This window comes from Fontibacter flavus, from assembly GCF_042432905.1.
GTDB classification, from domain to species: Bacteria; Bacteroidota; Bacteroidia; order Cytophagales; family Cyclobacteriaceae; genus Fontibacter; species Fontibacter flavus.
This window is the reverse complement of the sequence record NZ_JBHLWI010000027.1, coordinates 50,765-63,916: the sequence shown is the minus strand read 5'-3', so window position 1 is coordinate 63,916 and position 13,152 is coordinate 50,765. Positions and strand designations below refer to the sequence as shown.

Sequence of the window (13,152 nt, the reverse complement as noted above, 5' to 3'; positions counted from 1 at the left end):
TTAAACCTTGAAAATATGTTACAGGAATTAGCTACAGATACATTACAGGAAGTTGTCAATGAGAATGAAAAAGTGATCGTGCAATACGGTGCTACATGGTGCGGTAACTGTAGAATCATGAAGCCAAAAATGAAGAGATTGTCAGGAGATTATGAGGGCATTACTTTCATTTACATTGATGCTGAGAAAAATCCTGAATCCAGAAAATTAGCGCAGGTAACCAATCTGCCAACCTTTGCTGCATTTAAAGGTGGACAATTAGTCAATCAGACCCAAACCAACAAAGAAGACATTTTAAAATCATTGATCGATGAGATTGCCAATAATTAAGCATGTATTGGGCTTTATTGAAGCCAACGATGAAGATTGGGTTCACGAGACAATTGAGCTACTGGAAAATATGACTGAGATTCCTTCGTTGAAGGATGAAGAGTTGGAAGTCATGGGAGAGCTGCTTTCAAATCTTTATGGCACATTGGAGGTGAATCAAATGATAAAGGATGGCATGGATAAGAAGGAAGCTATGAATGCCTTTATGAAAAGAGTTACCGGATCTATTGACAAATAAGAGATGCTTGAAGTTGTTTGATCACCCAATCGGACGATATATAGCAAATAAATAGGGGCCAATCGGCCCCTATTCTTTTTTCAGGTTTTCGAGGAAACTGATCAGTGCTTTTCTCCAATCAGGATCGGCGTCCCATTCGGTTCCCACATATAATTCGTCACGGACAATCAATCTGATATAGTATTTGACGACTATCCTGGTTCTTTCTTCCGGATTGTCAACCGGTATTCCCATACTTTGCATCAAGTCCCCTTCTTTGCCTTCCTGCCTTACCAGTATAAACTGAACTCTTTCTCTGACCAATTCCGCATCACTTTTGGCAGTTGTCAGGAATTCGAACTGATGCGGATAGTACTGTTGAAAAATGCTTTCCATTCCTGCTTTTTCAGCAGCCTGTTCGGCCAAAATAGTCTGTTCGGACTTGCCAAGTAAATCATATCGATAAGCACTCAAAAGTCCTGCATCACCTATAGTACCGGAAAGAGGGATTCCGAGCTTGAAAACGTTCAGGTTGAGTGGGTTTTTATTGATAAATCTTTTTGTGCCCTGAATTCCTGCTTCTGAATTTGGATACTCAGGTACCTCCAAAACCAATAAGTTTTTACTTTTCACTGTTTGTCCGATAGCATTCAGTGTCTCTGTCAGATCCTCTAGGTTCGCCGCTTGAATATTGGATACACCTGAATTGGGAATGATATTTCTGTTACCTGTAAAAGGAGCAAAATGAATTTCAAAAGTACCATTTGATTTTCTTGTGACCAGGACAATAGATCGGATTTGCCTCTTGCTAAAGGCTGAAGCATAGCCAGCTTGTATTTCTTCAGATAAGGCAATGTCTTCCAGCTCATAATAGGAAACCGGGTCTCCGCCCGCTTGCACCAAGGCAGGATGTATGTGTTCAGCTATTTGCTGCCATTCCAGTGCTGGTCTTGCCTGCGGGGAACTGGAAATCATCACTACTGATTTTCCATCCAAAAAAAATTCCGGAAGGCTACCCTGCGACCAAGAGACAGTGCTCTGAAAAAAAAGAATCAGCAGGAAAGGATAATATTTCATAAGTGGTTTTATACTGCGAAGGATTCCTTACTATTTTTACGAATATACTAACGATGAAATTGAAACTCTAATATGATGAATTTATTGAGAATATTTGTGCTGATTTTTTGCATTGAATCCAATTTGTCTTTTGGGCAAAAAATTGATGCAGGGCAGTTGTTGGAGGATATTGCTTACTTATCTTCCGACGAACTGGAAGGGAGGAAGCCCTTGTCTGAAGGAGGGTTAAAGGCAATGGATTATATCAAAGCCCGCTTTCAAGCTTTGGGTCTGAGTTCCCAATATCCCGATCACACCCAATATTTTGATTTCAGGAATAGAAGAGATGGCAAACTGTATGAAAATGCCGCTAATATTGTTGCTTTTATTCCGGGATCTCAAAGCGAAAAAATTATTGTGGTGATGGCGCATTATGACCATATCGGCCGTCAGGGAGAGAAGATCTTCAACGGTGCAGATGATAATGCCTCTGGTGCAGCTGCTGTGATGGCTTTGGCTTCTTATTATACTAAAAACAGGCCCCAGCATTCTATGATGTTTGTGGCCTTGGATGCTGAAGAAATGGGGCATCAGGGAGCAAAGGCACTTGTCAGTGACTTTCCATTTCCGTTACAACAGGTTGTTCTCAATATCAATATGGACATGATCAGCAGAAATGATGACAACCAGCTCTATGCAGTAGGAACTTACCATTATCCATTTTTAAAACCAACCATGCAGAAAGTTTCAGAAGGAAGGAGTCCCGAACTGCTTTTTGGTCATGACCAACCAGACTCTGGGATGCAGGACTGGACTTTGGCTTCTGACCATTCACAGTTTCACTTGAATGGAATTCCATTTATCTATTTCGGTGTGGAAGACCATGAAGATTATCATCAGGAAACTGATACGTTTGAGAATATCCAACCGGATTTTTATGTGGCTGCCGTGGAGTTGATAGCGGATATCATCAATGCTTTGGACCAAACTAACCTTTCTGAGAAATAATACCATCAGCATTCATTGAAAAATCACACACTTAATAGATATAATATTATTTTTATTGGTTTGATATTATTAAATATTAAGCTGCTTAAAGCAATACTTGAGGTAAGGCAAGTATGATAAATGAACGACCTATTTTGGAGGTTCACTTTTTAGCGGTTTGCAATATTAGATAAAACCAAGAAATCAGGTTTTAGAATAATATTTTGTTGGTTTAATTTATCCACGATGTTGCTGATCCCAAACAACTGTAAAAAACTCATTTACAGTAAGATATCCACAAAATGAGGTATTTGCCAATATATTTAAAATGCTGAAAATCAACAACATAAGGATAAAATTAAGGTCTGTGTGGATAAGTGTGGATAAATGTGGATAAAAAAAGCTTGTTTTTTTGTACCCTTGAAAATAGCCCTTTGAGGGCGTTTTTTGAAGAGTGGTGGAACAAGATTTCATCAGATTCGTTTACAAAAAAACTTAGCTCAAAGCCGTGTCTTTTGGAATTAAATTTTGTTCCAAAAAATCTAAGGTTTTCCGATAAATATTTTTTGGGAAAACGGATGAATTTATCCATTATTTATATTAAAGAACATATTGAAATATTGCAAAAATATTTATTGTAGTACAATAGAAAATGAAATATATAATTATTCTGCTATTGTATTTTCTTGCTTTGTTGGGCTATGGCAGCATGATCAAGCATAGCATGAAAAGGAAAAAAAAGGAATAAGGCTTTTTCGTTTCTTATCATGGACGGTCTTGGACTTATTGATGAACTGAAAGAAGCTGAAATTCAGTTCAATATAATTAAAAACGAGGCAATAGTCTTGTTTTTGTACACAGCAACCATAAAGAATTTATGAAAAAAATGTCCTAAAAATTTTGGTAAAGCAAATAAACCGATGGATAGTGGACAATACAATCTTCCAATGAAGAAGTGTCGAAATTTGACCAAATGAAAAAATCAGAAGGGTTGACTTTGGTATTTCTGATTATTTCTTCAATCAAGGAGAGGAATTTAAAAAAGCTGACCCAAGAATAATCAATCCTGACATGTTTTCCGGAAGAATAGAAAACCTAAAAGTGACTGATCAATATGTCTTGGTTTCCTTTTTACCTGGAATTCCTGAGGGGGAACAAGAGAAATATGAAAACCTTGGTTGGATGGATTTTTTAGACAAATCCAGAAAAGATTACAATCCCAGGATGCTGGTCATGGATCTTGATGGAAATACACTAACTGAATTGGAGATTCCTTTGCAGTTTAGTGAAAGGCAGTGGCTTTATCGTGATGGTTACCTTTGGTTTTTAGCCTCCGTTAATCTGGAAGAAGAGGAGGATTTTGTGAAGGTGTATAAGGTAAGGTTGGGGGCATAAAATTTCAGAATTAAAAAAGGGAAGCCAGTTTTGGCCTCCCTATGTTTTATTTTTGTTCCAACCTGTCAGACAGATTTCGCTTTGTCCAATTGGTTAATGATGTCCTCATAGTCCATTTTATTCCAATTTTGTGTGATGAGAGGATCTCGCATGACTTTGTCCATGATGGCTTCCTGGAGTTTACCCTGTGCGTAGGCTTCAGAATAGGGCATATCAGAAAAGGTGACCATAGTGTATAATGGAACCCATTCCCTTGGATAAAGGCTATGGAGCCTTGCTTCAATGTTTTTTCTCACCAGGAATTTAGGATCTGCCACTTCATTTTTCATTTCCTCAAAATTTTCCAAAGCCAATTGGCAGATGGCATCTGTATCCGGTTTACGGATTTTCTGGAATTTAGCAAAGACCAGCTCCCAAGCTGTGGTACCGATTTTATCTATCAGGCCATCTAAGATATAGCAATCTTCAAAGCCACAGTTCATCCCCTGACCATAAAATGGTACCATGGCATGGGAAGCATCACCGATCAGCATTGCTTTATTCAGCATCCAAGGGTAGCATTCAATGTTGATTAGGGAAGAAGTCGGATTACCAAAGAATTCTTTGACCAAATTAGGCATCAAGAGGAAGGCATCATGAAAATAGTTTTGGAAGATCCCTTTAATGTCTTTCTCGTCCCTGATATTTTCGAAAGAGACCCTTTCACCCTGGAAAGGAAGGAAGAGGGTACAGGTAAATGATTTATCAGGGTTTGGGAGAGCAATCAGCATAAAGCTTCCCCTTGGCCAAATATGCAGGGCATTGGGATCCATCGCGAATTCCCCTTCTTTAGTGGCCGGAATACTCAGTTCTTTGTATCCATGCGAAATGTACTCTTGTTTGTAATTGAAACGTACCTGTTTCAACATGGCATTTCTCAGAGATGAATAGGCGCCATCTGCTCCTATAATCACTTCAGAAGAAATGGTTTCTGATCCGTTTTCAGGATTATTTACACTAAGTTCATTCAACCTTAAGTCTACTTCTTCGATTTTATGTTCAAAATGAATCTGAACACCCTCTTTTTCGGCCTCATCCATCAGGAGATGGTTGAATTTCCCTCTTGAAATTGAATATATGGCTTGCCCTTCTTTGCCATAAGGCATAAAAGAAGTATTTCCATGCTCATCGTGGATCTTTCGGCCATACATCGGGATAGTCAAAGGAAGCACTTTTTCTTTCAGTCCTGCTTTTTCCAAAGCCTTCCATCCCCTATCGCTGAGCGCCATATTGATGGATCGGCCTTCTTCCTTGTACTCGCCTTTTCTGTTATCGGCCCGTTTTTCGTAAACATGTACATCAAGGCCTCGTTTTTTTAAATAAATGCTCAGCAAGGATCCGATTAGGCCCGAACCCAAGATGCTGATTTCATTTTTTTTCATGGTTTGAGAGATTTTCCCTTTTTGATATTAAGCGAATTTTTGAAGGGATTGTTCTAAGATTTTTGCAAATCGGTATACGTCTAAGAAGCTGTTATACAGTGGGGTAGGCGCTAATCTGATTACATTTGGATTTCTCCAGTCCCCTACAACTCCATGTTTGTAAAATTCATCAAATACGTCTTTTCCGCCCTTATGGATGAGCAAAGATAATTGACAACCTCTTTCATTGGGTTTTTTTGGCGTAATTATTTCTATTACACCACTTTCTCCACTGATTTTCTCTATCAAAAACTCCAAAAAGCCCGTCAATAGTTCACTTTTCTTTCTAAGGGCTTCCATTCCCGCTTCTTCGAAAATATCTAAAGATGCTTGATGTGCTGCCAGTGCCAGAACATTGGAATTGGCCAATTGCCAGCCATCGGCACCGTACATGGGCTTGAAGCCCTTTTCCATCCTAAAGCGCTCCCCTTCATCATGGCCCCACCAGCCAGCAAATCTTGGTAGTTCATGGTTTTCCGCATGACGCTCATGGACAAATATGCCAGAGATATTTCCAGGTCCTGAATTCATATACTTATAGCTGCACCAAGTGGCAAAATCCACGTCCCAATCATGTAGTTTTAAACTTACATTTCCCGCTGCATGCGCAAGATCGAAACCTGCCAAAGCTCCGGCTTGATGCGCCGCCTGACTGATGGCCTCCATATCAAATACCTGCCCGGTATAATACTGTAGCCCCGCCATCATGACCAAAGCCAAATGGTCTTTATTTTCTGCTATCACCCTGAGGATATCTTCTGTTCTCAAGGTATATTCGCCAGTCCTAGGGACCAGTTCAATGATTGCAGTATCAGGATCCAGGCCATGGAATTTGACCTGTGATTCCAGCATATACATATCAGATGGAAAAGCCCCTGCTTCGGTAATGATTTTATACCTTTCCTGAGTAGGTCTGTAAAATGAAACCATCAAAAAGTGAAGGTTGGAACTCAGGTTGTTCATGGCCACGACTTCATGTTCGTGTGCTCCCACTATGGTAGCCAAGGCAGGCTTGGATTTTTTGCGCACATGATACCAGGCATCTTCTCCATAAAAATGTCCATCTACTGCGAGATTTGCCCAGTTGTCAAGCTCACGCTGTATGTAGGATTGGGTGGTTTTGGGCTGCAAACCTAAGCTGTTTCCACAAAAATAGATGGCTTCATTTCCTTCCACTTTTGGGAAATAAAACTTGGATCTAAAAGACCTCAAGGGATCTTTGGCATCCATTTCTCTTGCAAAATCTTCCGAATATTGATAGGATATTTTTTCCATTGGGTTGTTGTTATCTTAATCAGTTTTCAAATTTAACCAATCCTGAGAGATTTGGTTGAAAACAGCTTTCAAACATACAATCTTTGCGAAATCAAAAAAATCATTTTGATTTCGGTGGTTGGCCAATGAATCCCTATTTTGCATAAAAATTGAAAGTTATGTCAAAAGAAATCATCTTTTCCAAAGAAGCTCCTGCTCCTATTGGTCCTTATAGTCAGGCTGTAAAAGCAGGCAACTCCTTATTTGTTTCAGGACAGATTGCTCTTGATGCAGATACAGGCAGCCTGATCAATGAAAACATTACAGAAGAAACCCACGCGGTAATGAAAAATTTGGAGGCGGTGTTGAGAGAAGCCGGTTTTGGTTTTGGTGATGTGGTGAAATGTACCATCTTCATCAAAGATATGGGGCAGTTTGGCACCATCAATGAAGCTTATGGACAGTATTTCAAAACCAATCCTCCGGCAAGAGAAACAGTTGAAGTCAGCCGTCTTCCTAAAGATGTCAATGTGGAAATTTCCTGTATTGCAGTAAAATAATTCTTTTGAAGAATATTGATCATTAGGGGTATTAACCATGCCCCTAAGTTTTTTGCCTACTTTTATTTTGGTAATTTTTTAAAGAAGCCCCAACTTTCAAGAACGATTTGAGTTTGTCCAATATGCCTGTATTTCCCCATCAAAGCGAAGTATTAGTCTCTTCCTACAATCAGGATGAGGTGATTGGAAGGCTCAATCAAGTTACAAGAGATGTCAATTTTTTGGATTATGAAGCAAGAAAGGCCAATGGATACAGTTTCAACGGGACTTTTGAAGAAGATCGATTTCGGGTTTCATTGGTGATAGACAAAGCAGACAGTTTTTTGCCTTTGATCAAGGGAAAAGTGGAATCAACCCCGATAGGCTGTATCCTATTTTTGGAATATCGCTTATTTCCCAGCTCAGCTTTTTTTCTGGCTTTCTGGTCAGGAGTCACCCTATTGATGGCTTTGTTTTTTGGATTTTTAGCAGACAAACCGGTGTATGCCGTACTCAGTCTGGCTTTTGGATTGGGCAATTATCTTTTTGCCTGGTTTCATTTCAAAAGAAAAATCAAAGTTTCCCAAAAGATCTTTTATGGATTGTTGAACAATTGACAGATTGAGAAGGCCAATTCTCCCGGTTTATTGGGAAATAAAACTTATGAATACCAAAGTCAACATTCACGCTTCCAAAAGTGGACATGCCCATGCCATTGGTACAATTGATGCTTACTTAAACCCAAAATAACTATGGATTATGGCCATCAGGTCGTATTTTAGCAGTCGAATAAATCAACTCAAAAACTTATCTATATGAGCTTTAGAATAGAAAAAGATACCATGGGTCCAGTGGAAGTCCCTGCTGACAAATATTGGGGAGCCCAGACACAGAGATCTATCAATAACTTTAAAATCGGAGGTGAGCGTAACCGCATGCCAATAGAAATTATCCGTGCTTTTGCTATCCTCAAAAAATCGGCTGCTTTGACCAATGCTGAATTGGGTGTATTGGCGCAGGATAAGGCAGATATCATCGCAAAAGTCTGTGATGAAATCCTGGCAGGTCAACATGACGATCAGTTCCCATTGGTCATCTGGCAGACAGGTTCGGGTACACAATCCAACATGAATGCCAATGAGGTGATTGCCTACAGAGCGCACGTGTTACTTGGGGGTTCTTTGGAAGATGCCAAAAAGCTTATTCACCCCAACGATGATGTTAATAAATCCCAGTCTTCCAATGACACTTTCCCAACTGCCATGCACATTGCCGCTTATAAAATAGTGTTGGAAACTACAATTCCGGGAGTTGAGAAGTTGAGAGATACCCTGAAAGCCAAATCAGAAGCTTTCATGGATGTGGTAAAGATCGGTAGAACCCACTTTATGGATGCTACGCCTCTTACTTTGGGACAAGAGTTTTCAGGATATGTGGCTCAATTGGATCATGGTTTGAAAGCACTTAAGAATACCCTTTCCCACCTTTCCGAGTTGGCTTTGGGTGGTACAGCTGTAGGTACAGGGCTGAATACGCCAAAAGGATATTCGGAATTGGTGGCCAAGAAAATTGCTGAATTCTCAGGACAGCCTATGGTGACCGCTCCTAATAAATTCGAAGCTTTGGCAGCACATGACGGTATTGTGGAATCCCACGGAGCATTGAAGCAATTGGCAGTAAGCTTGATGAAAATCGCCAATGACATCAGGATGTTGTCCTCAGGTCCACGTTCCGGAATTGGAGAGATTTTGATTCCTGAAAACGAACCGGGATCATCCATCATGCCAGGTAAAGTCAATCCTACCCAAGTAGAAGCCATGACCATGGTCGCAGCTCAGGTAATGGGCAATGATGTAGCTATTGCTGTTGGTGGCTCCAACGGTCATTTCGAATTGAACGTGTTCAAGCCGATGATGATTGCCAACTTCCTTCAGTCTGCACGCCTGATCGGAGATGCCTGTGTGTCTTTCAACGATAACTGTGCTGTAGGTATTGAACCAAACACACCTTTTATCAAGCGTCACCTTGAAAATTCCCTGATGTTGGTAACAGCATTGAACCCCCATATCGGTTATGAAAATGCTGCAGCCATTGCCAAAAAAGCTCACAAAGAAGGTACTAGCCTAAGAGAAGCTGCTTTGGCATTGGGTTTGTTGACCAATGAGCAATTTGATGAATGGGTGAGACCTGAAGATATGATAGGAAGTCTTAAGTGAAAATTTTAAACTTTATTATGAAAAAAACCATTTTGTCTTTATCCTTAACGGCCATCATGATGGCTGCGGGTACCAATTTAAGTGTGGCGGCCTCCAAGCCTGCTCACGAAGAAAGAAACTTTACTGAAGCTAAAATTCTGAGATTCAAGGAAATTGAATCCAGGGTTTTGGAAATCAAGGAAATGAATTTCTCGGAAATGAGTAAGGAGGAAAGGAAAGAAATCAGAAGCGAATTGAAAGAACTCAATAAGGAAGCCAAAGCAAACCGTGGAAGCGGCTTGTACATTTCCACGGGTGCTTTGATAGTGATTTTGATCTTGTTGATTATTCTCTTGTAAGAGGAACAATTATAAAGTTAAACCTGTAAGGTGCTTAAAGCTGTTTTGAAGTGCTTTTTCAGGTTCTGGGGTCAGGTCTTTCTCTAAAAAGAAATGCTTGACCCCTGATTTTTTTGCCGATGCCAAGATTTTTTGTAGATCCAAAACCCCTGAACCGGCATCTGCCAAATAAGGGAAAAGGCCCATCCATTCACCCATATTGCCACCATCTCCGGCAAAAGTCTTCAATTCACTCATGTCCTTCACGTGAAGGGAAATAAATCTGCCGGGGTTATCTGCTAGATATTTTACAGGATCCACTTTGGCAGCAGTAAACCAGAATACGTCCAGTTGCATTTTGACCAAATCAGCTTCTGTATTCTCCAAAATCATCTGGAATGGAATAACACCTTCCATTGGGGAGTGACCATATCCGTGGTTATGGTAAAAGAAGTTCAGTCCGTGTTTTTTGGCATTGGCACCCACTTCGTTAAAAATGTCAATAGTTTTTTTGTAATCGTCAAGGTTCTTGCGCATGTCATCCGGTATCATGGCAATGCCTACATTTTTATGCCCAACTATATGTGCCGCTTCGGCTACAGCCCCCATGTTTTCCTGCAATGTGGGAAGGTCGATATGGATGGACGGGGCAGAAAGGCCATACCTGTCCAATATGACTTTTAATTCTTTTGGAGATTTTCCGAAATAGCCGCTCCCCGAAAATCCCAAAGCGTTGGCTGCCATTTTCCAGCCTTCTTTGGCTGCTGCTGTGCTGTAATCATAGGGGCCAAAAAACTCCAACTCCCTGTACCCTATTTCACTGATCATTTTCAAAGTGCCTTCAAAATCCTCCGAAAGGGACTTTGGCAAGGTGAACAAGGCTACCCCAAAATTTGTGAGACTTTCTTGTGATGCAAATGATAAGGAGGGTAATACGCTCATGCCTATGGTGGTTAATCCAATATGTTGGATAAATTGTCTTCTTTTCATGGTGAATATGTTAAAATCATTAGCAGTATATTGATTATGTAAACATCACACAATGAAAGCGGTGATTATTTTTGATTTTCCAAAAATTTCTTGACATCTATTGCCCTTTTGCTGATGTAGGACAAGAGGAATAACCACAACAATTGGTTGAAAAACAAGTGGAAAATAGTTCTTTTATTCCAACCGAGTTCGGGGACAAAACCCACGACAAACCAGATGGTCAGTGCAAACATCCCCGATATTCCGATCCATGATAGGTACCTCCAGCTGAGTGGGTAAAAAGCACTTAGGAAGATCAAGAATGAGGTCAACATACCGATACTTCCGAAAAGACTGCTTTGCATGGCTGAAGACCATGTACTGTCCATGGATAACCATTTCAGCAGGTCTTCTCCAAAATACCTGAAGAAAGCAGCCCATGCAAAGGTGTACATTCCTGTAAGCAATAAAAGCCCTCGCATAGGCATTGGAAAGCTCGGTGTACTGGCAGTTTTGTCCATCATGATTATTGATTATATTTCCAAAGTTAACTTTTACGGTAAGTAAAGGGTTTTTATTCAAACACAAAACTACATGATGCCAAATAAAAATAAGTCAAAGCTCAGTTTATTTATCCTAGGGACAGGTCTTTTGTCCATCGGCTTTATAGCTGGGAAAAAAGCAGGAGAGATTACTCCTGGCACAATTTCAGGGGCAGAGACCTTGATTGGTTTGGAATTTTCACCTGCTGAAAAGGACAGCATGATCCAAAATCTGAACAATCACAGGAGCAGTTTTGAGCGGATGCGCCAACAGCCTTTGGAAAACTCGGTTTCGCCTGCACTGTACTTTAATCCTCTTCCACATGGTTTTGTTCCGAACCAGGTGCAGGAGGAATTTGAATGGGGTTTGCCCAAAGAAGTAGGCTTGCCCGAAGAGGACCATGATATTGCTTTTCTTCCCGTTTCGGACCTCTCTGTTCTGATTAAAAACAAAAAAATCAGTTCTGAAAGGCTGACAAGGATATACCTGGAAAGGATCAAAACCCATTCCGATACTTTGCAGTGTCTGATCACCTTGATGGAGGAAGAAGCAATAATATTTGCCAAGGCAATGGATGCAGAACTTGCTCAGGGCAAATACAGGGGCCCATTACACGGTATACCGTATGGTATCAAAGATTTGCTGGCAGTAAAGGGAACCAGAACTACATGGGGAGCTATGCCCTACAAGGACCAGGTGATTGATGAAACGGCCACTGTGGTTGAAAAACTGGAGAGTGCGGGAGCGGTGTTGGTGGGCAAATTTACCCTCGGCGCATTGGCCATGGGCGATGTATGGTATGGTGGGGTGACGAAAAATCCCTGGAATCTGCAACAAGGGGCCAGTGGGTCATCAGCAGGCTCGGCATCAGCAGTCAGTGCGGCTTTGGTTCCATTTGCCATTGGTACGGAAACCTTGGGTAGTATTGTATCTCCTTCTACCAGAAATGGAGTGACAGGATTGAGACCTACCTTCGGAAGGGTAAGCCGTCACGGCGCCATGGCCCTGAGCTGGAGTATGGACAAAATAGGACCGATATCCAGATCGGCTTTGGACAATGGTATTGTCTTATCAGTGATCAATGGATTTGATTCGAAGGATAAAAGCACTATTCCAGCTGCATTTAATTACCAAGCGAACAAATCAATTAAAGACCTTAAGATAGGATATTTCTCCCCTTATTTTGAAGGACCAAGAGCTACGGTCCATGATAAGAGAGTATTGGATGAGTTGAAAGCAATGGGCTTGGAGTTGCATCCCGTTGAACTAAAGACCTCAGTCGATGTGCCTTCTATGTTGATTTCATTGTATGTGGAGGGAGCTGCAGCTTTTGATGAAATGACCAGATTGGATCAGGATGATTTGCTGGTCGCCCAACATAGAAATGCCTGGCCAAACTTGTTCCGTTCTTCCCGCTTTATTCCTGCGGTGGAGTACCTGCAGGCCAATCGATTCCGAAGTATCCTCATTGAGGAAATGCATACTTTGTTTTCGGAGTATGATGTGATTGTGACCCCTTCTTATGGAGGCAATCAATTACAGATTACTAACCTCACCGGACATCCGGCCCTTTGTATGCCGAATGGATTTACAGAAAATGGTAGTCCTGTATCCATAACCTTCCTGGCCAACCTTTTTGATGAGGAAAAACTGATCATGCTGGGAAGGGCTTATCAGGATTTTACCGATTGGCAGGAACAAAGGCCGCCATTGTTTGACAAATAAAAACATCAAAATATTGATTGATTGGGCTTTGGTGAAGTATTTTGTGAATGCTTTCCAAAGCCCCTTTTTTATTTCCATTTATCATTCCATTTTACCATTCCCCATTTTTCTATATCATTAGGCTTCTTTTTTAAGTCTTAGAGA

Annotated in this window: 14 protein-coding genes; 9 read left to right on the top strand and 5 right to left on the bottom strand. The window is 40.8% G+C overall.

Annotated features, from left to right (window positions below):
- The first annotated feature begins 15 nt into the window (after positions 1-15).
- Together ACFFIP_RS09560 and ACFFIP_RS09555 are read left to right on the top strand one after the other, a co-directional pair.
- A complete protein-coding gene (locus ACFFIP_RS09560) occupies positions 16-330 on the top strand; it encodes a thioredoxin family protein (protein ID WP_382387386.1) in 315 nt (104 codons plus the stop codon).
- Entirely contained in the window at positions 311-568 is a 258-nt protein-coding gene (locus ACFFIP_RS09555; protein ID WP_382387385.1) for a DUF6952 family protein, read from the top strand. The genes ACFFIP_RS09560 and ACFFIP_RS09555 overlap by 20 nt, the downstream gene beginning before the upstream one ends.
- Before the next feature lie 69 nt (positions 569-637).
- On the opposite strand, the gene ACFFIP_RS09550 is transcribed toward ACFFIP_RS09555, so the two are convergent.
- Positions 638-1,624 carry an NTPase gene (locus ACFFIP_RS09550; protein ID WP_382387384.1) on the bottom strand — a complete coding sequence of 329 codons (987 nt, stop codon included), beginning with the start codon at positions 1,622-1,624 and terminating at the stop codon, positions 638-640.
- A 72-nt stretch (positions 1,625-1,696) separates the two neighbouring features.
- Here ACFFIP_RS09550 and ACFFIP_RS09545 point away from each other — a divergent pair, with 72 nt between their 5' ends.
- The gene (locus tag ACFFIP_RS09545) at positions 1,697-2,611 is read left to right on the top strand and encodes a M28 family peptidase (RefSeq protein WP_382387383.1); all 915 of its coding nucleotides are present in this window, start codon (positions 1,697-1,699) and stop codon (positions 2,609-2,611) included.
- A gap of 1,050 nt (positions 2,612-3,661) precedes the next feature.
- On the top strand, positions 3,662-3,985 hold the full coding sequence (locus ACFFIP_RS09540) for a hypothetical protein (RefSeq protein ID WP_382387382.1): 324 nt from the start codon (positions 3,662-3,664) through the stop codon (positions 3,983-3,985).
- A 65-nt stretch (positions 3,986-4,050) separates the two neighbouring features.
- Here ACFFIP_RS09540 and ACFFIP_RS09535 read toward each other — a convergent pair whose 3' ends face one another.
- Together ACFFIP_RS09535 and kynU are read right to left on the bottom strand one after the other, a co-directional pair.
- Complete coding sequence (locus ACFFIP_RS09535) at positions 4,051-5,406, bottom strand: FAD-dependent oxidoreductase (protein WP_382387381.1); 1,356 nt, start codon at positions 5,404-5,406, stop codon at positions 4,051-4,053.
- Between the two features lie 27 nt (positions 5,407-5,433).
- Positions 5,434-6,720 carry a kynureninase gene (gene kynU / locus ACFFIP_RS09530; RefSeq protein ID WP_382387380.1) on the bottom strand — a complete coding sequence of 429 codons (1,287 nt, stop codon included), beginning with the start codon at positions 6,718-6,720 and terminating at the stop codon, positions 5,434-5,436.
- Positions 6,721-6,878: 158 nt separating this feature from the next.
- On the opposite strand from kynU, the gene ACFFIP_RS09525 reads away from it, so the two are divergent.
- The 4 genes from ACFFIP_RS09525 to ACFFIP_RS09510 all read left to right on the top strand — a co-directional run bounded on the left by ACFFIP_RS09525 (position 6,879) and on the right by ACFFIP_RS09510 (position 9,792).
- Positions 6,879-7,259 carry a RidA family protein gene (locus ACFFIP_RS09525; RefSeq protein WP_382387379.1) on the top strand — a complete coding sequence of 127 codons (381 nt, stop codon included), beginning with the start codon at positions 6,879-6,881 and terminating at the stop codon, positions 7,257-7,259.
- Positions 7,260-7,381: 122 nt separating this feature from the next.
- Positions 7,382-7,855, top strand: a complete 474-nt coding sequence (locus tag ACFFIP_RS09520) for a hypothetical protein (protein ID WP_382387378.1) — start codon at positions 7,382-7,384, stop codon at positions 7,853-7,855.
- 198 nt (positions 7,856-8,053) lie between these two features.
- Positions 8,054-9,454, top strand: coding sequence for a class II fumarate hydratase (gene fumC, locus ACFFIP_RS09515; protein WP_382387377.1), 1,401 nt, complete (start codon positions 8,054-8,056; stop codon positions 9,452-9,454).
- 17 nt (positions 9,455-9,471) lie between these two features.
- The gene (locus tag ACFFIP_RS09510; RefSeq protein ID WP_382387376.1) at positions 9,472-9,792 is read left to right on the top strand and encodes a hypothetical protein; all 321 of its coding nucleotides are present in this window, start codon (positions 9,472-9,474) and stop codon (positions 9,790-9,792) included.
- 9 nt (positions 9,793-9,801) lie between these two features.
- Here the strand turns inward: ACFFIP_RS09510 and ACFFIP_RS09505 are convergent, their stop codons facing one another.
- Together ACFFIP_RS09505 and ACFFIP_RS09500 are read right to left on the bottom strand one after the other, a co-directional pair.
- On the bottom strand, positions 9,802-10,761 hold the full coding sequence (locus tag ACFFIP_RS09505; RefSeq protein WP_382387375.1) for a sugar phosphate isomerase/epimerase family protein: 960 nt from the start codon (positions 10,759-10,761) through the stop codon (positions 9,802-9,804).
- 65 nt (positions 10,762-10,826) lie between these two features.
- Positions 10,827-11,264: a hypothetical protein gene (locus ACFFIP_RS09500; protein ID WP_382387373.1), complete on the bottom strand. Its 438-nt coding sequence runs from the start codon at positions 11,262-11,264 to the stop codon at positions 10,827-10,829.
- A 70-nt stretch (positions 11,265-11,334) separates the two neighbouring features.
- Here ACFFIP_RS09500 and ACFFIP_RS09495 point away from each other — a divergent pair, with 70 nt between their 5' ends.
- Positions 11,335-13,008 (top strand): amidase, encoded by a 1,674-nt coding sequence (locus tag ACFFIP_RS09495; RefSeq protein WP_382387372.1) that lies wholly within the window; start codon positions 11,335-11,337, stop codon positions 13,006-13,008.
- The last annotated feature ends 144 nt before the right edge of the window (positions 13,009-13,152 follow it).